Annotated in this window: 18 protein-coding genes and 2 tRNA genes; 10 read left to right on the top strand and 10 right to left on the bottom strand. The window is 61.1% G+C overall.

Going from position 1 to position 23,225, the window contains the following annotated elements:
* Positions 1 to 9 precede the first annotated feature (9 nt).
* Entirely contained in the window at positions 10 to 2,304 is a 2,295-nt protein-coding gene (locus AC3XQU_RS00545; protein WP_489872175.1) for an alpha-amylase family glycosyl hydrolase, read from the bottom strand.
* 258 nt (positions 2,305 to 2,562) lie between these two features.
* Between AC3XQU_RS00545 and AC3XQU_RS00540 the strand changes: the two genes are divergently transcribed.
* Complete coding sequence (locus AC3XQU_RS00540) at positions 2,563 to 2,883, top strand: hypothetical protein (protein WP_489872174.1); 321 nt, start codon at positions 2,563 to 2,565, stop codon at positions 2,881 to 2,883.
* Between the two features lie 79 nt (positions 2,884 to 2,962).
* Here the strand turns inward: AC3XQU_RS00540 and AC3XQU_RS00535 are convergent, their stop codons facing one another.
* Positions 2,963 to 3,148: a hypothetical protein gene (locus tag AC3XQU_RS00535; RefSeq protein ID WP_489872173.1), complete on the bottom strand. Its 186-nt coding sequence runs from the start codon at positions 3,146 to 3,148 to the stop codon at positions 2,963 to 2,965.
* Positions 3,149 to 3,417: 269 nt separating this feature from the next.
* On the opposite strand from AC3XQU_RS00535, the gene AC3XQU_RS00530 reads away from it, so the two are divergent.
* The 5 genes from AC3XQU_RS00530 to AC3XQU_RS00510 all read left to right on the top strand — a co-directional run bounded on the left by AC3XQU_RS00530 (position 3,418) and on the right by AC3XQU_RS00510 (position 9,480).
* Entirely contained in the window at positions 3,418 to 5,118 is a 1,701-nt protein-coding gene (locus tag AC3XQU_RS00530; RefSeq protein WP_489872172.1) for a DUF8614 domain-containing protein, read from the top strand.
* A 173-nt stretch (positions 5,119 to 5,291) separates the two neighbouring features.
* Positions 5,292 to 6,575 carry an MCP four helix bundle domain-containing protein gene (locus AC3XQU_RS00525; RefSeq protein WP_489872171.1) on the top strand — a complete coding sequence of 428 codons (1,284 nt, stop codon included), beginning with the start codon at positions 5,292 to 5,294 and terminating at the stop codon, positions 6,573 to 6,575.
* Between the two features lie 137 nt (positions 6,576 to 6,712).
* Entirely contained in the window at positions 6,713 to 7,411 is a 699-nt protein-coding gene (locus AC3XQU_RS00520) for a hypothetical protein (RefSeq protein WP_489872170.1), read from the top strand.
* Positions 7,412 to 7,544: 133 nt separating this feature from the next.
* A complete protein-coding gene (locus tag AC3XQU_RS00515) occupies positions 7,545 to 8,525 on the top strand; it encodes a BON domain-containing protein (RefSeq protein ID WP_489872169.1) in 981 nt (326 codons plus the stop codon).
* A 139-nt stretch (positions 8,526 to 8,664) separates the two neighbouring features.
* Complete coding sequence (locus AC3XQU_RS00510; protein WP_489872168.1) at positions 8,665 to 9,480, top strand: HDOD domain-containing protein; 816 nt, start codon at positions 8,665 to 8,667, stop codon at positions 9,478 to 9,480.
* Between the two features lie 13 nt (positions 9,481 to 9,493).
* Here AC3XQU_RS00510 and AC3XQU_RS00505 read toward each other — a convergent pair whose 3' ends face one another.
* The 5 genes from AC3XQU_RS00505 to AC3XQU_RS00485 all read right to left on the bottom strand — a co-directional run bounded on the left by AC3XQU_RS00505 (position 9,494) and on the right by AC3XQU_RS00485 (position 13,861).
* Positions 9,494 to 10,660, bottom strand: coding sequence for an MFS transporter (locus tag AC3XQU_RS00505; RefSeq protein WP_489872167.1), 1,167 nt, complete (start codon positions 10,658 to 10,660; stop codon positions 9,494 to 9,496).
* Positions 10,661 to 10,762: 102 nt separating this feature from the next.
* The gene (locus tag AC3XQU_RS00500) at positions 10,763 to 11,356 is read right to left on the bottom strand and encodes an IMPACT family protein (RefSeq protein ID WP_489872166.1); all 594 of its coding nucleotides are present in this window, start codon (positions 11,354 to 11,356) and stop codon (positions 10,763 to 10,765) included.
* 66 nt (positions 11,357 to 11,422) lie between these two features.
* Complete coding sequence (locus AC3XQU_RS00495) at positions 11,423 to 13,063, bottom strand: choice-of-anchor I family protein (protein WP_489872165.1); 1,641 nt, start codon at positions 13,061 to 13,063, stop codon at positions 11,423 to 11,425.
* Between the two features lie 113 nt (positions 13,064 to 13,176).
* A tRNA-Lys gene (locus AC3XQU_RS00490) sits at positions 13,177 to 13,252 on the bottom strand.
* Positions 13,253 to 13,345: 93 nt separating this feature from the next.
* Positions 13,346 to 13,861, bottom strand: coding sequence for a hypothetical protein (locus tag AC3XQU_RS00485; RefSeq protein ID WP_489872164.1), 516 nt, complete (start codon positions 13,859 to 13,861; stop codon positions 13,346 to 13,348).
* A gap of 197 nt (positions 13,862 to 14,058) precedes the next feature.
* On the opposite strand from AC3XQU_RS00485, the gene AC3XQU_RS00480 reads away from it, so the two are divergent.
* The 4 genes from AC3XQU_RS00480 to AC3XQU_RS00465 all read left to right on the top strand — a co-directional run bounded on the left by AC3XQU_RS00480 (position 14,059) and on the right by AC3XQU_RS00465 (position 20,306).
* Positions 14,059 to 16,914 (top strand): type VI secretion system Vgr family protein, encoded by a 2,856-nt coding sequence (locus AC3XQU_RS00480; protein WP_489872163.1) that lies wholly within the window; start codon positions 14,059 to 14,061, stop codon positions 16,912 to 16,914.
* A gap of 8 nt (positions 16,915 to 16,922) precedes the next feature.
* Positions 16,923 to 17,681, top strand: a complete 759-nt coding sequence (locus AC3XQU_RS00475; RefSeq protein WP_489872162.1) for a DUF4123 domain-containing protein — start codon at positions 16,923 to 16,925, stop codon at positions 17,679 to 17,681.
* A gap of 86 nt (positions 17,682 to 17,767) precedes the next feature.
* Entirely contained in the window at positions 17,768 to 18,328 is a 561-nt protein-coding gene (locus AC3XQU_RS00470; protein ID WP_489872161.1) for a DUF3304 domain-containing protein, read from the top strand.
* The gene (locus tag AC3XQU_RS00465) at positions 18,309 to 20,306 is read left to right on the top strand and encodes a T6SS phospholipase effector Tle1-like catalytic domain-containing protein (RefSeq protein WP_489872160.1); all 1,998 of its coding nucleotides are present in this window, start codon (positions 18,309 to 18,311) and stop codon (positions 20,304 to 20,306) included. The genes AC3XQU_RS00470 and AC3XQU_RS00465 overlap by 20 nt, the downstream gene beginning before the upstream one ends.
* Before the next feature lie 140 nt (positions 20,307 to 20,446).
* Here the strand turns inward: AC3XQU_RS00465 and AC3XQU_RS00460 are convergent.
* From AC3XQU_RS00460 to AC3XQU_RS00450, 3 genes are all read right to left on the bottom strand, one after another.
* Positions 20,447 to 20,522, bottom strand: a tRNA-Lys gene (locus tag AC3XQU_RS00460).
* 57 nt (positions 20,523 to 20,579) lie between these two features.
* Complete coding sequence (gene tfpB, locus AC3XQU_RS00455; RefSeq protein ID WP_489872159.1) at positions 20,580 to 22,394, bottom strand: type IV pilus assembly ATPase TfpB; 1,815 nt, start codon at positions 22,392 to 22,394, stop codon at positions 20,580 to 20,582.
* Between the two features lie 23 nt (positions 22,395 to 22,417).
* Positions 22,418 to 23,200 (bottom strand): spermine/spermidine synthase domain-containing protein, encoded by a 783-nt coding sequence (locus AC3XQU_RS00450; RefSeq protein WP_489872158.1) that lies wholly within the window; start codon positions 23,198 to 23,200, stop codon positions 22,418 to 22,420.
* Positions 23,201 to 23,225 lie beyond the last annotated feature (25 nt).

Here is a 23,225-nt window from a genome sequence, read left to right as displayed (position 1 = left end):
GTGAAGCGCTTACTTCGCGATCAGCACCAGCGTCCCCCGCCCGCACAGCCCGTAGGCAGTATTCTCCCCACCCACCAGCTCTTCCGCCCCCGGCGCGCGCACCTGCGACGCACCTTCCGCCCACGGACAGGTATCGGTCACCCGGTACCAGGTCTTGCCCGTCCCCGGCCACGGCAGCGTGAAGTTCACCTGCGCACTCCACGCGTTGTGCGCGACATAGATCGCGGACGCGGTATCGCCCAGCTCCGTGCCATCGATGCGCCACGCAATCGCGTGGTTGGCGGAATTATTGAAGTAGGTCGCATCGGCCACGCCGCCATCGGGCTTGAACCAGCGCAGCTGTTCCATCACGTTGCCGTTGTTGTCGACGCCGGAATAGAAGTTCGCCGGACGCAGGGCAGGATGCGCCTTGCGGAAGGCCATCATGGCTTTCGAGAAGGCCTGGAAATTGTTCTGGTCCACCGTGCGGGTCCAGCCCAGCCAGTTGGCCGAGGAATCCAGGTTGTACGGATTGTTGTTGCAGTTCATGGTGCGCAGGGCTTCGTCGCCGCCGACGATCATCGGCACGCCGCTTGATACCATCATCAGCGCCATGCCGTTGCGCGCCGCCTTGCGCTGGTCCGCCGCGATGCCGCCCTGGTCCCAGCTGTTGTTGTTGTCCTCGCCGCCGTCGCTCGGCCCCCATGGCCATGCCTGGTTGTTGTTCTTGCTGTTGCAGCTGTACAGGTCCTTGAGCGTGAAGCCGTCGTGGGCGGTGATGAAGTTGACCGAGTGCCAGGGCTTGCGGCCGTCGTCGCCGTACAGGTCGCTGGAGCCGGCGAAGCGGCTGGCCATCTGGCCGGTGGTGATCGCCACGCTGCCCAGCTTGTTCTGCGCCTGGCGCACCACGTCGCGGTAGCCGCCATTCCATTCGGCCCAGCCGCTCGGGAAGCCGCCGACCTGGTAGGAATTGCCGCCGATGGCCCAGGGTTCCGCGATCAGGTCGACGCCTGTGCCGCCGAGGGCAGGGCGGGGCGGCAGTTCCGCCACGATGCGGTTCAGCGCATTGCCTGCATCCATCTTGTCGAAGTTGAAGCAGCCGTGCTGGCAGGTGTTGCCCAGCACCGAGGCGAGGTCGAAGCGGTAGCCGTCCACGCCCAGCTTGTCGCGCCAATAGGCGAGCGAATCGACGATCAGGTTCTGGGCAACCGTGTTGCGGGTGTTGTAGTTGCCGCCCACGCCCGTGTTGTCCCAGGAGTTCTGCAGGTCCGAGGTCAGGCTGTAATAGGTCGGGTTGTCCAGGCCGCGGAAGCTGGTGATGTTGTAGGTGGTCTTATCAAGCGGGTTCCAGGCGCCGCCTTCGCCGGTGTGGTTGTAGACCACGTCGACCAGCACCTTGATGCCGTTGTCGTGGAAGGCCTTGACCATTTCCTTGAACTCGCGCGTGGGGCCGCCTGGCGTCTTGTCGTAGGCATAGCGGCGGTCCGGGGCGAAATAGTTCAGGGTCATGTAGCCCCAGTAATTGTCGCTGCTATTGCTGTTGGGGTCGTTGTCGTTGGTGTCGTTCTGGGTTTCCTGCACCGGCAGGAATTCGATGGCGGTCACGCCCAGGCTGGCCAGCCAAGCCGCCTTCAGGCCCGCGCCCTTGTAGGTGCCGCGGTAGGCAGCGGCGATGCCGGTGTCGTTCATCGTCAGCCCGCGCACATGGGCCTCGTAGATGACGTCGTCCTTCAGCGCGCGGGTGGGCTTGGTGCCGAAGGACTGGGTGTCGCCGGCCAGCACGATGCCTTTCGGGGCCGACGCGCCGCTGTCGATGTTGCGGTAAGTGGCGCCACTGGCGTAGATGGTGCCATTGGTCATCGTGGCGGTGGTCGGATCGTGGCTCAGTTCGAGCGCATAGGGATCGGACAGCAGCTTGTTGGGGTTGAAGCGGTTGCCGGCGGCGTCGACGTCGCTGATGAAGCCGGTGCCCGAGCCCTTGGTCCAGCTGGCGCTGTAGGGCCAGTTCGGGCCCCAGGCGCGGTAGCCGTAGTACAGGGTGCCGCCCAGGCCCTGGCTGGCGAGCGTGGCCGTCGGGATGGTCACGCTCCAGGTGCCGCTCGTGTTGGCCAGCACGTAGCGCGCCTTTTCGGCGGTGCCGGTGGCGGTGCTGTACAGGTAGAGCTCGATACGGGTGGCCTTGCTGGAATAGACCTTGAAGCTGACGTTGGCCTTGGTGGCGTCGTAGGCGGCGCCGAGCCTGGTAGGGTTGATGGCGGCCCAGGCCGGCGCGCCGAGCAGGGCGCCCGCAATGCAGGCGGCCAACATGCGTTGATGCAGTTTCATGCTTGTCTCCGGTGTTTGTTCTATGTGCCGGTGATCCGGCTTGTTATGTACTTCCGCTACCTCGTGCGGGTAGCTCGTCCATACACCGGGGTGACGCTACTCCTGCCGTATAGCGAAGTCAACCGTGTTCCCGTAGTTTTATTACCGTTCGGGATATCGATCGTGACAAGCGCCTGGCGCCGTATTGACAGGCTATGATGTTCGCGTGCGGCGGCAAGCCCACTTGTCGCCAGTCGTGTAATGCCACCGGAGACTGCTATGTACGAACACGGCAATGAATATGTGGGGACAGTGTTTGTCCTCCCCGAATCCCGCGCCTTCGAGCTCCGCACTACGGTGCATGGCGAGCCCTCGGTCGTGCACGGCACCATTTCCCAGCAACTGGCGGCGCGCTTCAGTGAAGGCACGGCCGAGTTCATCGATCCGCGCCAGGTGCCGCTGCAGCCACGGCGGGTCGAGGTGATGACCCGCGAGATCCACGAACGCCACCGCGCGCCGCGCAAGGTGTTTTGCCTGACCCGGCTGTTCGATTTCGAGAACCAGTCTGCGGGCCGGCCGGCGCCGGCAGTGGCCGGCTGATTCTGTCCTCGGCAAGAAAAAATGCCGCCCGGCTTGCGCGGGGCGGCATTTCGGCTGGCCTGCTTGGTCAGCTGTCTGGTCAGGTAAACGCGATAAACCGTTCCGGAATATCGATCGAGCCATTCTTTGCTGCGGCTGCGTACGCACGCATCTCGGCCACGACTGCTTCCAGCTGTTCGGTGCCCGGGTTTTCCATGAAGCCCTTCATGCGCTCCTGCAGCGAAGCCTGCTGGTCACGCCATTCATAGCGGGATGACTTGCTCATGCTGCCTCCTCGCGGCCGCTTGCCGCTGTCGTTTTATTGTTCATGACATCCTCCTGTAAAGGATGTCAGATTGTCATAAGCCGCTGCCCCAAGTCGGTGCGATGACGCACAGAGCCTGGCCGAAGAATGCTGCGATTAAACAAGTCTAGACGTTCGACAAGCAGGAGAGGGGTGAAGCCTGCTTGAGTGGATGCATAGGTAAAACACAACAGGACCGGGTCTGCCCAGGATTACAATATTGCGTTGTCATTCCTAAAATAAAGAGACCCATGAAGAACATCCTCGCTCCTCTCATGCTGTTCGCGGCTGTCGGCGCCGCCCAGGCCGCACCGGCCGATGTCGCCCAGCTCCAGGCCATGGCCAAGCGTTTTGCGCCCGTCGAGCTGCGTGCCGATACCTCGAAGCTGTCGACAGGCGACCGCGCCGCCATCGTCAAGCTGATCGAGGCCGCCAAGATCATCGACACCCTGCAATTGCGCCAGCGCTGGTCCGGCAACGAAGCCCTGTGGGCCGCCCTGCAGAAGGACAACACGGAACTGGGCCGCGCACGCCGGAACGCCTTCTGGCTGAACAAGGGACCGTGGTCCGGCCTCGACGACAACCAGTCCTTCATGCCCGCCGAGTACGCCGGCATCAAGATCCCGCCCCGGAAGCCGGCGGGCGCCAATTTCTATCCGGAGAACGCCACCAAGGATGCGCTGGAAACCTGGATGAATGCACTCCCGGCTGCCCGGAAATCCGAGGCCCAGTGGTTCTTCACGGTGATTCGCACCGGCCCGGACGGCAAGTTCAAGACCGTGAAGTATTCGGACGAATACCGCGCCGACCTGGACAAGCTCGCCGGGCTGCTGCGCGAAGCGGCCAGCGCGACCGACAACGCTTCGCTCAAGAAATTCCTGACGATGCGCGCCGACGCTTTCCTGAGCAACGACTACCTGGCCTCGGACTTCGCCTGGATGGACCTGGATTCGCCGGTCGACATCACGATCGGCCCGTATGAAACCTATAACGACGAGCTGTTCGGCTACAAGGCCGCTTTCGAAGCCTATGTCAGCATCCGCGACCAGAAGGAAACGCAGAAGCTGGACTTCTTCGGCAAGCACCTGCAGGAGCTGGAAAACAACCTGCCGGTGGACAAGCAGTACCGCAACCCGAAGGTCGGCGCGATCGCCCCGATGGTCGTGGTCAACCAGGTGTATGGCGCCGGCGACGGCAACATGGGCGTGCAGACCGCCGCCTACAACCTCCCGAACGACGAACGCGTGATCCGCGAGCGCGGCTCTAAGCGCGTGATGCTCAAGAACGTGCAGGAAGCGAAATTCAAGTCGACGCTGACGCCGATCTCGAAACTGGTGCTCAGCCCCGCTGACCAGAAGGACCTCGATTTCGATTCCTTCTTCACCCACATCCTGGCCCACGAGATCATGCACGGCCTGGGCCCGCACCACACGAAGAAGGACGGCAAGGAATCGACCCCGCGCCAGGACCTGAAGGAGACCTATTCGACCATCGAGGAAGCCAAGGCCGACATCACCGGACTGTGGGCGCTGGGCTACATGATGGACAAGGGCCTGCTCAAGGACGGACTGGGGCAGGGTGCAGCAGCCGAGCGCAAGCTGTACAACACCTTCCTGGCCTCGAGCTTCCGCACCCTGCACTTCGGCCTGACCTCCTCGCACGCGCGCGGCATGGCGATCCAGGTGAATTACCTGCTCGACAAGGGCGCCTTCGTGGCCAAGGCCGACGGCACCTTCTCGGTGGACTTCAAGAAGATCAAGCAGGCCGTGATCGACCTGGACCGCGAAATCCTGACCATCGAAGCCACCGGCGACTATGCGCGCGCGAAGGCGATGATGGACAAGTACGTCGTCATCCGCCCGGGAGTGCAGAAAGCGCTCGACCGGCTCAAGAACAGGGTGCCGAACGATATCCGCCCGGCCTTTACCACGGCAGCGGCGCTCGCCAAGTAGGGAAGCTGTGGTTTTTTCGGCAGTATCGTTGGACGCTACGCAACAGTACTGCCGGATTTACGGCACTTGACATGGCCGGGCGGACAATTGGTACATACGCCATGATATAGTCGAGATATTGCTACCGGGAAATTATTGACGCCTGTGCGCCGGTCCGGTAGTGGACCTCGAGTATGAACATGACAAACAAGCCCTTGAGTATCGGCGCTCGCCTGGCTCTCGGCTACGCCGCTTTTTTCCTCCTGATGATCGTCCTGTCGATGCTGGCCGCGGGCCGCGTCGCGGAGATCGACCGCACCCTCAGCCACCTCAACGACGTGACCAGCGTCAAGGAGCGCTACGCGCTCAATCTGCGCGCGAGCGTGCGCGAGCGCGCGATCGCGCTGCGCGATGTCGTGCTGGCAGCCGACGCGGCCAACGCCGCCGCGCCGGTCGGCCTGATCAAGACGCTGGACGATAACTACGCCCGCTCGGCCTCGCCCATGGATGCGCTGTTCCATGAGCTGCCGGATATCCAGCCTGCCGAAAAGGACGCACTGGCGGCCATCAAGAAGCAGGAGCGTCGCACCCGGCCGCTGATCGACCGCGTGGTGGCGCTGCATGCCGCCGGCGAGGTGGCGCAAGCCACGGCCCTGCTGTCGCAGCAGGCGGCGCCGGCCTTCGTGGACTGGCTGGCCAGCATCAACGGCTTCATCGAGTTGCAGGAAAAGCTGCACCAGCAAGACGCCGCCGCTGCGCGCCGGCTGGCGTCCGGCTTCTCCGGCTGGATGCTGCTGCTGTTCCTGTGCGCCATCGTGACCGGCGCGTTCAGCGCCTGGACGATCGCGCGCGGCCTGCAGCGCCATGTCGACCGCATCGCCATCGCGGCGCGGCGCGCCGAGGCGGGCGAACCGGCGCCGCAAGACCTACCTGGCGGCGGCCCGCCGGCCGCACAGGTTTCCCAGGCTATGGCGGCGATCAATGCCTCATCAAAAAAGATCGTCGACATCATCGGCGTGGCCGACGGCCTGGCCTTCCAGGCCACCATCCTGGCCCTGAACGCCGCGGTCGAAGCCGCCCGCGCCGACGCCGGGGGGCAGGTGTCCTTCGTTGCTGCAACCGAAGTGAGCAGGCTTTCCCAGCGCTCGGCGGCGGCGGCCAGGGAGATCCGGGAATTGATCGGCAGTTCGGTCGAGCGCGCCGAGGCCAGCGCCCGGCTGGTCGACGAGGCCCGTGCACGGATGGACGAGATCGTCGCCTCGGCCCGCCGTGTAACCGAACTCATGGGCGGGACCGGCCCCGGCCAGGTTGACAGCCCCCTGGAACAAGTAAGCGATGCGCTCTCGCAAAACCTGGTGCTGGTGCAGCAGGGGACCGATGCCGCGGCCCTGCTGGAGACGCAGGCCGAACGCCTGGCGCAGGCGGTGACCGGGCTGCGTGCCGACCGTGCGCAAGAGCCGGAACCCTCGGCCTCTTGAGCAAGCCTGCATGAACGATGAGGGCTGCTACGGCAGCCCTTATTCTTTTGGACACAGCGCAATATATACCTGCGGACAGGGCTTAACCTCGGACTAGAATTGCCGTTAGGCATTTTATCGTCCCTGGGAGAATTATCATGTCCAAGCCCCTGCTGCTCGCTGTCCTGCTGGCTGCCTCCACCCTTGCGCCGCTGCTGCAGGCCGCCGAGCTGACCGTGCTGGAAAAGCGCTGGCTCGCCGCCGCCGGTCCGGTACTGGCCTATTCCCAACAAATGAAACTGCCGCTGGACATCACCGTCCAGCCCCAGCCGCGTCCCGGCGACGTGCCGCTGGCGATGGGCTTCGACAAGGGCCGCTGCAAGCTCGTGCTGTCGCTGCGCAACAACCCCGATGCCGAGACCGTGCTGGCCGGCGTCCCGGAAGCCGAGCAGGGCGCCCTGATCGAAGCGATGGCGGCGCACGAGATCGCGCACTGCTGGCGCTACGCGCAAGGCGTGTGGCATGCGCTGCCGGCCGGCTTCGAGGAAGTGGGCGAGGAAACGGCGGCCGACCTGTCGATGTTGAAGGCCTCGAAGGCCATGCGCGAAACGCGGCGCGAGGAAGGCTATGCCGACCTGGTCGCCCTGGCCTGGACGCGCCACAACAACCCCGGCGAGTATGCGCGGGTCTACCGCTGGCTGGCCGGCGTGCGCGACCGGGTGACGGTGCCGCGCAGCGGCCACGACACCCGCGCCTGGGTGCGCCTGGCCGGGGATGGCGCCCGCTTCGGGAGCGCCTCCGCGCCTTTCGACGATGCCGGCGGCTTGTGGCGCGAAGGCTTGCTCGAGACCGAATGAGCTTGGCGCGCCAGGGCGGACACAAGCGAAAGTGATGTTTTATCGACAAGTGTACGTTGTCGCACAGATGCTGTCCGGTGGGGGAGCGTTTAATGGGTCCTGTCACAACAAACCGAACATAAAGGGACACATCATGAACAAGCTCCTCGCCACCCTGCTGGCAACCGCCCTCGGCGCCACCATCGCCGCAGCCCCTGCTTTTGCCCAGAAATCCGACAATGCGGCCTACCGCAAAGCGATGCAGAAGGTGGAAGCCGACCACAAGGCGGCCAAACAGAAGTGCGACGCGCTCAAGGATGAAGACGTCTGCGAAGAGCAGGCCGACGTGATGCGCGCCCGCGCCGAGCTGGCTGCGGTCACCAAGCATGCCAATACCACGGACAACCGCGACGCGGCCCGCCGCAAGCTGGCCGACGCGGAGTACGAGCTGGCCGAAGAAAAATGCGACACCCTCAAGGGCGACCAGAAAGACAGCTGCATGAGCACCGCCAAGTCGGCGCGCACCGCAGCGCTGGGCGACACCAGGGATAACCGCGACACCGCCATGGGCCGTAGCGCCACCGGCGCCACCGCTGCAGGCGCCGCTGCAGCCAACGCCAAGGCCGACAACAAGGCCGACACCGACGGCGGCCTGATCGCCAGCACCGACACCAAGGATCCGGTAAAAGCCGCCGCTGTCGAGAAATGCGAACAGCAAGGCAACAAGACCGCCTGCGTCGTTGAGAACGACAGCCGCAAGGCCGCCACCTCGGCCGAGCGCGCCGGCGACAAGACCCGCATGGCAGCAGCCGATGCCGGCGACAAGACCCGCATGGCGGCGGCCGATGCCGGCAACCGTACCGAAGCTGCAGCAGCCACTGCCGCGGCCAAGACCGAGCGCGCCGGCGAGCGCGGCGCCGCCAACGTCTCCGATGCCATGATCACCACCAAGGTCAAGGCCGGCCTGGTCAAGGCGCCGAACACCAGCGCCCTCGCGATCAAGGTCGAGACCGAAAAAGGCGTCGTCATGCTGAGCGGCTTTGCCGAGTCGAAAGCTGAAATCGAGCGTGCCGAGCAGGTCGCCAAGAGCGTCGAAGGCGTGACCAGCGTCAAGAACTCGATCAAGGTCAAGTAATCAAGCAGGCGGGCGGGCTATGGCCTGCCCGTCGATGCCCGCAGGACCGAAGCCCGGACGTTCCCGTCCGGGCTTTTTCGTTGACGCGGCGCCACTGAGAACGGCCGGGCCCGCCTGATACCGGGGGTATAATGCCCCCGTGAACAAACTCGAAGCTTTTGGCTACATTGCCGCCCAGGCCGCGCGTGGCGAAATCACGTTTCCCACCAGCGTGAATGCCGTGCTGCGCCTGCAGCTCGCCCTGGAAGATCCCGATTGCCATGTCGAAGAGGCGATCCGGCTGGTGCTGTCCGAGCCGCAGCTGGCTGCCCGTACCGTGGCCATGGCCAATACCGCCGCCTTCGGCGCCGGCGGCGTGCAGGTGACCAATGTACGCGCGGCCGTGCTGCGCATCGGCTACCGCCGCCTGCGCGGCCTGGTTGCCGCCCTGATGGTGCGCCAGTTCGGCCACCGCATCGCCGACCCGGTGCTGCGCGCCAAGGCCGAGCAGCTATGGTCCCACAGCGCCCACGTCGCGGCCCTGGCCCAGGTGCTGGCGCGCCGCGTCACCAACGTCGATCCCGATACGGCGCTGTTCGCCGGCATCGTGCACGAAGTGGGCGGCTTTTACCTGCTGTCGCGCGCCGACGAATTCCCCGGCCTGCTGGATGACGATCCCGAGAACTGGGGCGCGCTGTGCGAAGACGTAGTCAGCGCCGAGGTCATCCGCAAACTGGGGATCCCGGCCGACGTGGCAGGGGCCATTGCCGCGCTGCGCGACGGCGTCCTGAGTCCCGAGCCGCACACGCTGCTCGACACCCTGCTGTTGGCCAACCGCTATGCAACGGTAGGCTCGCCCCTGGGCGGGGCGGAGGAGTGGCCGGATACCGGGCCGCTCGACCCCGCCACCGTGCGCGTCCTGCTCGACGAGGCCGCAGACACGGCCCAGGCGCTGGGCGACGCCACCCTGGTCTGAGCCGCTAGCGGCCTCAGGCGGGGGCGCGTGCGGCCATGCGACCTTGCAGCAGCATGCACAGCGCCAGCGCCACGCCGCACACGGCAAGACCGGCCGCGACCCACTGAGGCGAAGCATACGAATAGCCCAGGGTCAGCGGAATCCCGCCAAGGAAAGCGCCAAGCGCATTGCCGATATTAAAACCCGACTGGCCCAGCGAGGAACCCAGCATCTGGGCTTGGCGCGAATGCTCGATCAGCAGCATCTGGATCGGCGGGCCCAGCGCCAGCGCGTTGGCGCCGGTGGCAAAGGCCAGCACTAGCATGGCCGGCTGCGATGTGGCAAACAATCCATTACACAGCAGCAGGCCGGTCATGCTCGTCAAGAGCATCGCGATCGCCGGCAGCGGCGCCACCCGGTCGGCCAGGCGTCCCCCCAGCAGCACGCCCACCGTCATGCCGACGCCGACCACGGTCATCACCATCGGGATGGTGGCGGGCTGGAAGCGCGTGACCTCGGTGAGCAACGGCGCGATATAACTGAAGAAGGCAAAGAAACCGCCGGTGCCGATCGAGGTGATGCCCAGCGCCAGCCACAGGGCGCGGCTGCGGAAGATCCGCAGGTCCTGCCTCAAGCTGGTGCGGGCTTTTGCTTCGATGTATGGCACCCATTGCCGCAGGCTCAGCAAGGTGACAAGTCCGATCGCCGCCACCACCAGGAACACCGCCCGCCAGCTCAGGTGATGCCCCAGCCAGGTGCCGGCCGGTACGCCGATGACATTGGCCAGGGTCAGGCCCGTGAACATGGTGGCCATCGCCGCAGCCACCTTGCCTTCGTCGGCCAGGCGGCTGGCCACCACCGCGCCGACACCGAAGAAGGCGCCATGCGGCAAGCCCGCCATGAAGCGCGACAGCATCATCACCTCGAAGTTCGGCGCAAATGCCGACATCGCATTGAACACGGTGAACATCAGCATGAACCAGACCAGCACGCTGCGCGGCGGCCGGTGCGCCAGCAGGCTGACCAGGGTCGGGGCGCCCACGACGACGCCCAGCGCATACGCGGTGATCAGGTAGCCCGCTTGCGGGATGCTGATCTGCAGGCCGCTGGCAATATCCGGCAGGATGCCCATGGTGACGAATTCGGTCATGCCGATGCCGAAACCGCCGAGGGCGAGGGGAACGAGGCTTTTCTTGATCAAAATATGCGGGGAGTGAAGGCAGGCTGGACCGGCACTATAGCCCTTGGCGCCTGCCTGGTCTGCTTTCCTGTCGTGATGACAGGTATACCCTGGCGAGATGAACTAATCTTCCAGGCGCGGCCAGCCGATGCGGCCATGCCCGGCATTGTCGAGGCGTAGGCGCAGCGCGGCGGCATCCTGGACCGGCAGGCTGAAATCGAACACCACCTCGTCGCCATGCGCGACCGCATCGAGCGTGGCGCCGGCCGCCTCCAGTTCGCGCCGCACCATGCCCTCGAAAGCATAGGGCGCCGTGCAGCGCAGCTGCTGCAGCTTGATGATCGCCACCTTCTGCGCCTGCAGCAAGGCCTGCGCCACACTGTCCGTGTACGCCCGCACCAGTCCGCCCGCGCCGAGCTTGACGCCGCCGAAATAGCGCACCACGGTGGCCAGCACGCCTTCCAGGTCCTGGTGGCGCAGCACGTCGAGCATCGGCCGTCCCGCCGTGCCGCTCGGTTCGCCATCGTCCACCGCCGCCGACTGGCCGCCGGCCAGCAGCGCCCAGCACACATGGGCCGCGCCTGGATGTCGCGCGCGCAGGCCGGCGACGACCTGCTGCGCTCCGGCCCGGTCCGGCATGGGCTGGACGCAGGCGATGAAGCGGCTCTTCTTGATGACGAGCTCGAAGTGGACGGGGGAGGCGATGGCGTGGGGCATGGCGCCGATTATCGGCGGCCCGGCCCGAAATGCCAACCGCCGCGGCCGGCATGTCGTGGGCCGTGCTCAGTAGGCCAGGTTGACCTGCAGGATCGCCGTGGTCCCGCTCACCTCGTTACCGACGACCAGCAAGGGTTTGCCGTTGGGTGACTGGTCGGCCGGGATCAACGCCAGGCCTTCCGGTCCCAGGTCGCCGGTGTCGTTGCTGCGGGTGTTGAGGTAGGTGACGAAACGCGCGGCAGCAGGCTTGCTCACGTCATATACCATCACGCCGCCGATGCGCTCCAGGCCGATGAAGGCGTAGCTCTTGCTGCCGAAGCGGCCCACCACCACCCCTTCCGGTTCCGGGCCCTTGGCCGGGCTGCGGCTGTCCAGGGTGTTGTTGTCGTTGCTCGCATTGAAGCGGCCATTCGGCAAGGCCGCGGTCGTTTTTTCGAACTCGTCGCCCGAATCGTACACACGGGCGAGGTCGGTGTCCCAGATCGTGAACGAGCGCGCGCCGAAGGTAAAGAGCTCGTTGCACTGGCCGGCTGCATTCTTGCCGGCGCTGCCGCCGTTGGGCGTCGTGGTGATGCGCAGGCGTCCCAGGTTCGAGTCTAGGATCAGGTTGGCGGCATCGCCGAAGACGGCCGGGTCCAGGCCTGCGCTGCAGTGTGTGCGCACCCGGGTCTCCTCGTTGAAACCTGGCCAGTCGGCGCGCACGTCGCCTTCGTTGGCGGTAATCAGGTAAGACTTGCCCTCGACCGTGAAACGCGCGATGGCGTCCGGCTGGTACATGCCCTTGACCGGCTGCGGACCGATCTTGACCGCCGGCGTGCCGCTATTGGTATTGGTGCCGCCATCCTCGTCGGACGCGTCCAGGCCCATGCCTGCCAGGTTGTGGTTCTTGGTGCCGAGCGGCTTGAGCGCCGTCACCTTGGCGCTGCCGACATCGACGATGGCGACCGCATTGTTCTCCTGCAGCGTGACATAGGCCGTGCGGCCGTCTTCGCTGACGGCGATGTATTCCGGCTCGAAGTCCTGGGCCGCGCTGGCGCCCGGACCATAGATGCGGATGCCCTGGCTGCGCAGCGCCGCTTCCTGGCCATTGAAGGCGCGGAAGTCGGCGTTGGCCACCGTGGGCGTGCCGCCGCGATTGACCGTGATGACGCTGACCGAGCCTTCCGGATCGGCCGAGTCGGGCAAGCCATAGCTGTTCGGTTCGCCTTCGTTGGCGACCAGCACCGTGCGGCCGTCCGGCGTGAAGGTCAGCATGTCGGGCAGGGCGCCGACCCGCACGGTGTTGAGAAGCTTGAGGTCGGCCGCCTGGTAGAACGCCACCGTGCCCGGATTGGTCTTGGGCGCGGCTTCGATCGCTAGCGCGACCAGCCCGTCATGCACCGCGACGCTATTGACGGCAGCTCCCATGCCGGCCACCTTGATGGTGCCGACCAGCTTCGGGGTGGATGGCGTGGACAGGTCGAGCACATCGACGCTGCCGTTGGCGCCGTTCACGACGAACAGGCGCTTGCTGGCCGCATCGTAGGCGGTGATCTCCGCGGCACCGACCGCGCCGCCGTTGTAGCTGCCGATCTTTTCCATCGTCAGCGTGGTCGGCGTCGCCTCCTCGTCGCTGCCGCCGCAGGCGGCAAGCACCGCCGCGGTCAACAAGGTGGCGCCGAGCAGGCGCAAGGAGGTCGGTGCAAGTGCGGAGTCAATAAACGGCATGGTCGGGTTCCGATGTTGAAAACCCGACAGCATAGGCAGCGCCTATGACAGCACGATGACGGTGGAAACAAAAAAGGCGTCACGATTGCTCATGACGCCTTCTTGCTGAATCTTGGTAGGCCGTGCGGGATTCGAACCTGCGACCAACGGATTAAAAGTCCGCTGCTCTACCAGCTGAGCTAACGACCCAAGGAAGCCAAGATTATAGCGGCGTTTGCGCGAATATCCAAGTGCTTCGTTTCATTGTTGTGAAAATTCGCGTGATTTGCCTCGGCTTTTCACTCAGGTCGCAACTTCCTTGTCCTCTGCCTGGACCTCGCGCATCGAGTGCGGTTCCAGCTTTTCCGCTTCAACGTTATTGCGGATGAACAGCCCCCAGGTTGCCAGGATGGCCGCGGCCGCCACGCCGATCGAGGCGGAATGCAGCAGGTATTCCGGCTTGCCGTGCATGAACTGGAACACGCCAATCAGGCACTCGATCGACAGCGACACCACCACCACGATCAGGAAACGCGACAGGAAGCGACGCACGCGGGTAGGCGAGCTGATGTTGACCGAGCGCTGCACTTCTTCCTCGAGGACCGTCTGGCCAAGCTCGAGCGAAGCGACCGCGATGGTGAGCAGGCCGATGCATTCGAGGATGAGCTCGAAGCGGTCGCGGACTTTGAACTCGGAACGCGGATCGAGCGCGCCCCAGGTTTCCACTCCAGCCATGATGATCAAGCCGAGGCCGCAAACGAAGAACAGGCCGACGATCAGCATGTAGCCGACCAGGAAAACGTTCTGGATATATTTCACGTCCTGCACCGGTAGATTGAATTGCCATAAGTGTAACGCCATCCGTCCGGCGTACGCGTTCATTTGGTATGCCCTTGCACTGATACAGCCAGTAAATGACCCGGCGCAAGAATTGCGGTCAGGACTGCTTATATCGTGGTGGCTTCGGCTGCCGCCGCGTGCGGCAAACCTCCTTCCACTATGGAGTTGTCACAGTCATGGGCATTGCGCTGACGGATCGGATTGTTGCCGCGTTGGCAGAATTTAGCAGTGCAAGCCGGCTGTACGAACTCGCGATTGGTGACGACGATTCCCGCCTGCTGGTTGAAGCCTTCGTGGCCCAGGATGCGCTGCAGGAGGTGGGCACGCGCGACGTGATTGCGCTGTCCACCGACGCCTGCTTCGACATCGAGGCGCTGCTTGGTCAATCGGCGGCGCTGGAAGTGAGCCTGGCCGACGGCACCCGCGAGCGCTTCGCCGGCGAGATCTGCGAAGCCGCCATGCTTGGCAGCGATGGCGGTCTGGCGCGCTACCGGCTCAGGATCTCGTCGTGGCTATGGCGCTTGCACCATGTGCGCAACAGCCGGGTGTGGCAAGACAAGAGCGTCATCGAGATCGTGGATGCCGTATTCGACGCTTACCTGCCATCGGCTCGCTGGCGCTGGAGCGACGACACCAGCTCCTTCATGTCGGACGCCGTGCCGCGCAGCTATTGCTGCCAGTACCGGGAGTCGGACCTCGCCTTTGTACAAAGACTGCTGGCCGAGGAAGGCCTGGGGTGGCGCGTTGAGCAGACCGAAGATGGCCCGGGCCTGGTGCTGTTTGCCGACAGCAGCCAGAGCGCCACCGTTCCGATGGATGCCACCAGCGCCGCGAATGCAGGCATTCGCTTTCACGGCGCGCGTGCCATGGAAGAGTCCGACACCATCCAGGCACTGTCGGCGCAGCGGCGCCTGCATGCATCGCTGACGACGGTACTGAGTATCGACTACAAGGCCAGGCAGGCAGTGGGCGCGAGCTCGCCTTCCCACTATCCCGGCGGCAGCAAGCTGCCGGAACTCGAATCCTACGACGTGCCCGGCCAGTACGCCTATGCCGACTGGCAGCAGGCGCAGCGCTACGCCGACTTGCTGATGCAGGGGCAGGAGGCGCGCGGGCAGCTGTGGCAGGGCCGTTCCACGGTACGCACCTTGCGGGCCGGCACGCGGGTAGAGGTCGTCGGCGCGCCGCTGCAGCAATTGGGCGAGTCGGCGACGTTCACCGTGCTGCGGGTGACCAGCATTGGCTTCAACAACATGCCGCCAGCGGCGCAGCATGCGCTCGCCGAGCTGTTCGGGCCGATTCCAGAGTTGCTGGAGGAGGTGGCGCGCATGCAGGTGACTCCCGAGCTTGCGCTGGCGATTGAGCAGGCGCGCGAGCTGGGCTATGCGAATTGTTTCGAGGCGCTTGCTTCGTCCCTGATCTGGCGGCCGTCTATGGCGGGTAGCGTCGGGCACATGGCGGCGAAACCGACGTCGTTTGGCGCGCAGAGCGCGATTGTCGTTGGCGCTGACGGTAGCGATCAGCCAAGCGGTGCGGACGAGCTGTATTGCGACCGGCTGGGGCGGATTCGCATCCGGTTTCATTGGCAGGACAGCGGGGATGCGAGCTGCTGGGTGCGCGTGGCGCAGCGTTCGGCTGGTGGGGGAATGGGACATCAGTTCCTCCCGCGGATCGGGCAGGAAGTGCTGGTGCAGTTCCTCGAGGGGGATATCGACCGGCCGGTGATTGTGGGCGCCTTGTACAACGGGCAGGGGGAGGGTGGTGTCTTGCCCACGCCGGGTGGGCAGTGCGACAAGGAGGTGGACCTGTCCTGTTTCGGGAATGCACATGATCACGCGGCCTCGGGGCAGGGGAATCTCGCCGGTGGGAACAGCCCGGTGTGGCACGGGGCGTCGGTGGATAGTGCCGGGCACCGGAACGCGGCGGCGCAATGGGGGGTACGTAGCAAGGAGTTCGGTGGGGGATATGGGTATTCGCAGCTGTTGTTCGACGATACGGATGGGCAGGGGCGGGTGCAGCTGAGGAGTACGCATGGCGGGAGCGAGCTGAACCTGGGGCACTTGATTCACGCTGCCGATAATTATCGCGGAAGCGTGCGGGGGCTGGGGGCGGAACTGCGGACGGACGCGTATGGGGCGGTGCGGGCGGGGGCGGGGTTGCTGGTGTCGAGTTACAAAACCACGCATAGCGCGGCGGCGCGCGATCCGCTAGGCGAAAACGCTGCGGGGGTGGCTTTGTTGAAGCAAGCGGTAGTCATGGCGGGCGTGTTCAGCTCTGCTGCCAAAACCCATCAAACCGTGGAGTTAGCAGCACATCTGGGTGCCGCGAACGCAAATGAATGCGCGTTGAATATAAAAGCCGCACCGCTCAGGGCCGTATCCATTGCCCTGTCAGGAAGGACCACTACCAAAAACCTTGATGCAGCGTTGACTGACGCTAGTGCGAACGATACACAATGCACCGCGGATAGAGTTCCGATCTTGACTAACCCTGTTATCGCGATTTCTGCAATGGCAGGCTTCACTGCGAACGCCGGACAAAGTGTTGAGTTGGCAAATGGTGAAGCAACCATCCTGATGAGCGGCCACGACACGCAAGTTATCACTGGTGCGCGACTACGGCTGCAAGCAAAGCAAGCGATTGGGGTCGTAGGAGGCGCAGTGAAGCCTGCGGACGCCAACATTGGATTGCAATTTATAGTTGTCAAGGACGGCGTTGATATCCAGGCTCAGGCCGATGAGCTAAAAGTAAGTGGGAAAAACGAATCGAAACTTGTCAGTGCAAGTGCCCACATCGATTTTGCGGCTAACAAAAATATCATCATGCGAACGGTAGGTGGAGCGAATATCACGATCAATGCGGGCAGGATCTTAGTTCAGTGCCCTGGCAAAATTAAGATTCATGCTGGCAAAAAGAAATTTTCTTCGGCAGGGAGCATTTCTTATGCACTTCCGCAATTGCCGAGCAGCATATGCGTTGAGTGCTTACTGAAAGCAAGGGCAGTCGGTGCACCTTTTGTCTTGCGGAGCTAAAAATTAATATGGATTTATACAATATTGTACAGCAACGGATATTGTCAGGCTGTAATGACAACTTCTATTTGCTACTTGATCATGCCGGATTGCCAGGACTTCGCAATCAGCTCGAGGCAAGTACGCTGCGCTGGGAAAGTTTATTTAAAAATACTCACGAACGTAGCACTCAAGATGCCGGACCAAGTCTTGTTTTGGTCGGAAGTGAGCATCGGATACATATGACGAAGCGAATGTCGGAATGGATTTATGAAGCGGGTAAATATCGCTCAGCCATTTTGATGCTTTCTTCGTCTGAAAATTTCGGAATCATATTTCCCAAGTTGGTTGCCCGCCTCGAAGTTACACTTGCAGGGGGAGTGCAAGCAATGCTGCGATACTACGACCCTCGCGTGCTTGAGGGCTTGGTAACAACATTGAATGAAGCCCAGAAAAACTCATTTTTTGGAATCGCTCATTATTGGGGGTATGTTAATCGCATCGGTGAAACGATATCTATAGAATATACGTTCAATCAAAACTCTGAAGCGGAGGCGCCAATGTGCCTCACTCAAGCTCAGGAAGATAAACTGCTAATGGAGTCAGAGGCGGATCAAGTCATGAGCATACTGAATAGCAGATTTCCCGAGTTAATGAATTCAATCCTACCGCGTGATCAATATACTGAAGTAATGAAGTCGGTAAAAATGGCGAGAAATGAAGGAGAAATGTCACTGCTGAACATTGCTTGTAATGCTGCTAATTCTCTATTGACTAAGAATCATTAGCTATCCAAAAAATAATAATAGAATATGTTGAACGCTGAGGTTGATCTTTGATATATGCAAACGATTAAATTTAAGGTGCCGTATTTATGAGGTGGATAAAATGTCCGTTAAGATTTTTCCTCGTCTTTTCTGCAACATTATTTTTCTCATCTTTGTGTGCTCATGGAGAGGATACGTCATTTCAAAAAGCGCGCGACGACGAAGTATCTATGGGGATTGTTGGTTATAACTATACCAATAACGACATAGAAAGTTATACCGTGAACGGCATCGCAGGCGGGAATATTCGTCTGAGCTCAATTACCAGTGGTGGAAGCGGCATAACCTGCTGCATTAAACCTTCTGCAATAACACGTAAAAATCGTGTAAAAGTAAGATGGCAGGCGGGCGGATGCATGTATACGCTTCGAAATGGAATCACGGGAGCTAATCAAAATATTCGCCATTTATATTTCAAAGAAGCTTTGGCTCGTGTAGACGACGTTTCAAATGGGAATCCAAATTATATTGAGACTCATATATTTTCAAATGCAGCCGTAACGGTTCGGCTTACACAAGAAATTTCCTTGCCATTGGTTAAGGCTGACGATCGTCGTGCCAATCAAACACTCTTTCCGAGGTGCAAAGATGGCAAAAAGCCAGAGTAATGCTGTTGTGGGCGACTCAAAAATGCTCGCTTTGCGCCCAGAGAAATTTGGATTAAGAGAAGCTGCTGGTCAAACAAACCTAAGTGCGAGTCCGTCTCCTCCTTCAACTTGTCACAATGTTGCGCAAAACATCAGAGCAGCCCTCGCTGACGTGAATCTAAGTGCGCAGAAACCTTTGACATGCAAGCAAAATTTGTGGCTAACGTTCTTCTTCGATGGGACCGGAAATAATAAAGATGCCGATTTAGACTTGTTAAAACATAGTAACATTGCTCGCCTGTATCGGGTGCATAGGCCTACCGATCCACTTGCAGGAATTTTTTCCTTTTATATTCCTGGCATTGCAACCTACTTTAGAGAAATTGGTGATAATGGCGGAAGTGCAACCGGGAATGCCTTTGGGGCAATGGGGGAGGCGCGACTTAAATATGCATTACAGCAATTTGATCAAGCGCTAGAAAAACCAATCGCAAGATCACAATCTAAGCTAAATGAAATTGAGGAAATTAATATCGCAGTGTTCGGTTTCAGTCGCGGGGCAGCCTTAGCCCGTGCTTTTGTTAATATGTTGATGGGCACTCGATGTATTTTGCAGGGTCGGCTTTGGCGACTGCGAAGTGCAGGCGCACCCGTCAAATTCCGATTCATGGGATTATTTGATACGGTTGCATCCGTTGGTCAGCCTATGAGTGGCAATAACATGGATATCGTGAATCCGGTGTTGGGCGATGTTGCTGGAATGATAGCCGAACGTTTGGATGATTATCCAGATACGAGTCCACAGGTGCTTGCGTTCTCATCAGGTGGACGCGCAGGAGCCGATCCTGGGCCAGGCAAGCATGCGGGGCATGATGATTGGGGTAGTCGAATGGCCATACATGAAACGGTAATGGAAGTACGGCACTTTATTGCCGCACATGAAATCCGTAATTCGTTCCCAGTCGACAGTATCAGCATAGCGGGCAGTGCTGGAATAATCAAGCCGCCGCATTTTTATGAAACTATTTATCCAGGGTCACACTCTGATGTCGGCGGGGGGTATGCACCTGGAGAGGGCGCAAAAGCCCTACTTCCGTCAGAGAATTTCTGTTTGCTCCCACTGCGACATATGTACGACTATGCTATACGCCAGAATGTGCCGCTTTTGCCAATTATTTCGTCATATAATGTCCAGGATTTTGAAGTTAGTGACGGTTTGCGTCAGGTGTATGATCACTATTCGAAGGTCATCGGCTCGGTTAGTGGAGTTGGTCAATTGATGAATCGGCATAAGGAGCTTTATTTCGCTTGGCGTTTTAGATCAATAAAGAAAAAGATAAATGGTTCGCGTGATGAAAGAAAGCTTCTCCGGGAATATAAAAACAAATATCGGGCCGAGGAGGGAATGCTGGCTGGAGAGGTTCGTAAACTAGGAAAAATAGAAGCGGAAACCAGGCAGAGGCTGGAAATTCTGAGTCGAACACAGCAATCCGGCGGTTACCCATTGGCAGGGGCCGTCGGAAAGTCAAAGGATGCGACGTCGGAACAGTCTGCTATTAAATCGGCACGCCAGCAATATTTGGAAGCGCGTGATGAACGGCTTAAGGTAGAGGCCAAGAGAAATGCTGTGCCTAACATGGAAAAGCTTGAGGCAATGTTGGATTTGTATGATCAGCAGTTAATGGCTGATGTGAAGTCGATTTGCGCTGCCTTAAACAAGCAGGATGGCAAAACTCGATTAACCGCATGCCGTGAAAATCTTAGGCCGCACTATAGGGTTTTGCTTAGAGCATTTGAAGACGAATTCGATAGAAACAGCGGCATAAAAGACGAGAGTGTTATCGCTTTGTTTGATCTATACATTCACGATTCGTTAGCTGGATTCGCCAGAGATGCTTCCTTACCTTCTGACCCTCGTGTAGTTTATGTAGGAGGAGATCAAAAGCTGCGTTTCGCAAAAAATACAAATCAGGTAGACGATGTACAAAGTCTTGCATGATTGCTTACGCGATTTTGGCATGGCCGATGGTCCGAATCTTCAACGCAGAGCGAAACGGCCGCCGCCTATTGCATGATTAGTAGCAAACAAAAAAGGCGCTACGATCACTCGTAACGCCTTTTTTGCTATTGCTAAATTCGTGGTAGGCCGTGCGGGATTCGAACCTGCGACCAACGGATTAAAAGTCCGCTGCTCTACCAGCTGAGCTAACGACCCGAAAGAGGCAGCATTATAGCCGGGCGTTACGATTTGCGCTAGTGTCAGGTAAGCAACTCACCCAGACGCCAGCGCCGCCGTCACCTTCAGCACCTCGTCCACCGTCGTCACGCCCTCGACCACCTTCATCGCCCCCGCAATCCGCAAGGGCTTCATCCCATCCGCCACGCTCTGCCGGCGCAGTTCCTGGATATCGCCCGATTCCCGCACGATATGCGCAAACCCTTCGCTGACCGTCAACAGTTCATAGATGCCCACCCTGCCGCGATACCCCGTCTGGCGACATTCCGGACACCCGATCGGCCGATACACGATAGCCGGCTTCGGAATATTCCAGGCCCCGCCAATGCCCTGCCACACTTCGTCACTGATCTCGCCGCCGGGCGCCTTGCAGTCGGGGCAGAGGGTGCGTACCAGGCGCTGCGCCATCACACCGATCAAGGTCGCTTCCAGCAGATAGTCCGGCACACCCAGCTCGAGCAGCCGCACGACCGCAGCCGGCGCATCGTTCGTATGTAGCGTCGAAAACACCAGGTGCCCGGTCAGCGCTGCCTGGATCGCCATTTCCGCGGTCTGCAGATCGCGGATCTCGCCCACCATGATGATGTCCGGATCCTGCCGCATCAGCGCGCGTACGCCATCGGCAAACGACAAGTCGATCCCGGGCTGCACCTGCATCTGGTTGAATGCCGCTTCCACCATTTCGATCGGATCTTCCACCGTGCAGACATTGACTTCGCTCGTCGCCAGCGCCTTGAGCGTTGTATACAAGGTCGTGGTCTTGCCCGACCCAGTCGGCCCGGTAACAAGGATGATCCCATGGGGCCGGCTGGTGAGCGCATCCCAACGCTGCGCATCATCGGGCGGGAATCCCAGCTCCGGTAAGGTCTTGACCACGACCTCCGGATCGAAAATACGCATCACCAGCTTTTCGCCAAAGGCCGTCGGCAAGGTCGATAAACGCAATTCCACTTCCTGGCCGCCGGCCGTACGTGTCTTGATGCGGCCATCCTGCGGCCGGCGCTTTTCAATCACATCCATCCGGCCCAGCAGCTTGATCCGCGCCGTCATGGCAATCATGACCACCGCCGGCACCTGGTAGACCTGGTGCAGCACGCCGTCGATGCGGAAGCGGATGACCGCGAATTCGCGTTTCGGCTCCAGATGGATATCGGAGGCGCGCTGTTCGAAGGCATAACTCCACAGCCAGTCCACGATATTGACGATGTGCTGGTCATTCGCGTCGAACTGCTTGTTCGACTTGCCCAGTTCGACCAGCTGCTCGAAATTGTTCCGCATTGCCAGGTCTTGCCCGGTGTGGCGATTCGCATCGCGGATCGTCTTGGCCAGGCTGAAGAACTGCGAGATGTACTGGGAAATGTCGAGCGGGTTGGCCAGCACCAGTTCGATCTTGCGGCGCGAGACCTTGGTGATCTCGGCTTCCCATTCGATATTGGCCGGATCGGCGGTGGCCACGACCAGGGTCGAGCCACTCATTTCCACCGGCAGGATATTGAAGCGCGCCGCATAGTTGGCCGACATCACGTCCGCCACCTTGGTGAAATCGATTTTCAAGGGGTCGATGCGGATGAAGGGCAGGCCAACCTTGGTCGCGCACCATTCGGTCAGCGCGTCGAGCGTCAGGAGCCGGTGCGGCGCCTGGGCGGACACCAGCTTGCACTGGGCCACGGCCGTGAGAGGGTGCATGGAGCCGACGGCATTTTTCAGGATGCCCTGGGCCTGGGCGAACTGCGCCTTGACGGCTTCCTTGGTAACGATGCCGTCGGCCAGCAGCCACGAGAAGATCGACTGCAGGTCCAGTGCCCGCAGGCGCGGCGCCTTGGCGCTCGGTGGGATGGCTTGCGTATTCACGTGCGGCTCCCGGTTCAAAACGTTCAGTCGGCGGCGAAGATGCCCTTGAGCCAGGATTTGGCCGGCAGCTTGGTGGCGGCCACGATCTGCGCGGCGCGTGCGGCCAGGGCTTCCTGGTCCAGTTGTGGACGGTCGCGGAAGCACAGCGCCACGACATTGCCGTCATGGACTTCCGGCAGGCAGATCACGTGGTCGAACGCGAACTTCATGGCCTTGATGTTCTTGGCAAAGCTGGGGTGGTCGCCAAACAGGTTGACGGTCATGATGCCACCCTCGGCCAGACAATCGTTGCAGGCCTGGTAGAACTCCGGCGTATCGAGCACAGGGCCGCGGGCGGTGGCGTCGTACAGGTCGCATTGCAGGACATCGAAGGCGCCATGGTTGGCGGGATCGTGCACGAAGTCCATGGCATCCATCGTCAACACCGCGAGGCGCTCGTCGTTGTCCGGCAGCTTGAACATCGAGGCGCAGATGCCGATCACCGATTCATTGAGCTCGACGGCAGTGACGCTCGCTTGCGGGAACTGGCGATAGCAGAATTTGGTCAAGGTACCAGCACCCAGGCCCAGTTGGGCGATGGCGCGCGGCGATTCGATGAACAGCATCCAGGCCATCATCTGCTGGGCGTACTCGAGCTCCGGCCAGTCGGGTTTGCGCAGGCGCATGGCGCCTTGCACCCATTCGGTGCCGAAGTGCAGGTAACGCACGCCGTCCTGTTCGGACAAGGTGACGGGGGCGAACTTGGGCTTGCGCGCTGGGCGGCGCGACGATTCGGCCTGTTCGATGGATTTGCGTTTGATGAGCATAGGGCGACCTGGTTGAATCGCCCTA

Source organism: Telluria sp. AZSoR62 (genome assembly GCF_058111565.1).
This window is presented reverse-complemented; position numbering and strand designations above follow the sequence as displayed.

Bases quoted from the DNA above. Each gene is read 5' to 3' on its own strand.
- AC3XQU_RS00495 (WP_489872165.1), bottom strand. From the start codon at position 13,063: ATGCCGTTTATTGACTCCGCACTTGCACCGACCTCCTTGCGCCTGCTC.
- AC3XQU_RS00515 (WP_489872169.1), top strand. From the start codon at position 7,545: ATGAACAAGCTCCTCGCCACCCTGCTGGCAACCGCCCTCGGCGCCACC.
- AC3XQU_RS00545 (WP_489872175.1), bottom strand. From the start codon at position 2,304: ATGAAACTGCATCAACGCATGTTGGCCGCCTGCATTGCGGGCGCCCTG.
- AC3XQU_RS00500 (WP_489872166.1), bottom strand. From the start codon at position 11,356: ATGCCCCACGCCATCGCCTCCCCCGTCCACTTCGAGCTCGTCATCAAG.
- AC3XQU_RS00535 (WP_489872173.1), bottom strand. From the start codon at position 3,148: ATGAGCAAGTCATCCCGCTATGAATGGCGTGACCAGCAGGCTTCGCTG.
- AC3XQU_RS00475 (WP_489872162.1), top strand. From the start codon at position 16,923: ATGGATTTATACAATATTGTACAGCAACGGATATTGTCAGGCTGTAAT.
- AC3XQU_RS00465 (WP_489872160.1), top strand. From the start codon at position 18,309: ATGGCAAAAAGCCAGAGTAATGCTGTTGTGGGCGACTCAAAAATGCTC.
- AC3XQU_RS00520 (WP_489872170.1), top strand. From the start codon at position 6,713: ATGTCCAAGCCCCTGCTGCTCGCTGTCCTGCTGGCTGCCTCCACCCTT.
- AC3XQU_RS00450 (WP_489872158.1), bottom strand. From the start codon at position 23,200: ATGCTCATCAAACGCAAATCCATCGAACAGGCCGAATCGTCGCGCCGC.
- AC3XQU_RS00480 (WP_489872163.1), top strand. From the start codon at position 14,059: ATGGGCATTGCGCTGACGGATCGGATTGTTGCCGCGTTGGCAGAATTT.
- AC3XQU_RS00540 (WP_489872174.1), top strand. From the start codon at position 2,563: ATGTACGAACACGGCAATGAATATGTGGGGACAGTGTTTGTCCTCCCC.
- AC3XQU_RS00530 (WP_489872172.1), top strand. From the start codon at position 3,418: ATGAAGAACATCCTCGCTCCTCTCATGCTGTTCGCGGCTGTCGGCGCC.
- AC3XQU_RS00525 (WP_489872171.1), top strand. From the start codon at position 5,292: ATGAACATGACAAACAAGCCCTTGAGTATCGGCGCTCGCCTGGCTCTC.
- AC3XQU_RS00470 (WP_489872161.1), top strand. From the start codon at position 17,768: ATGAGGTGGATAAAATGTCCGTTAAGATTTTTCCTCGTCTTTTCTGCA.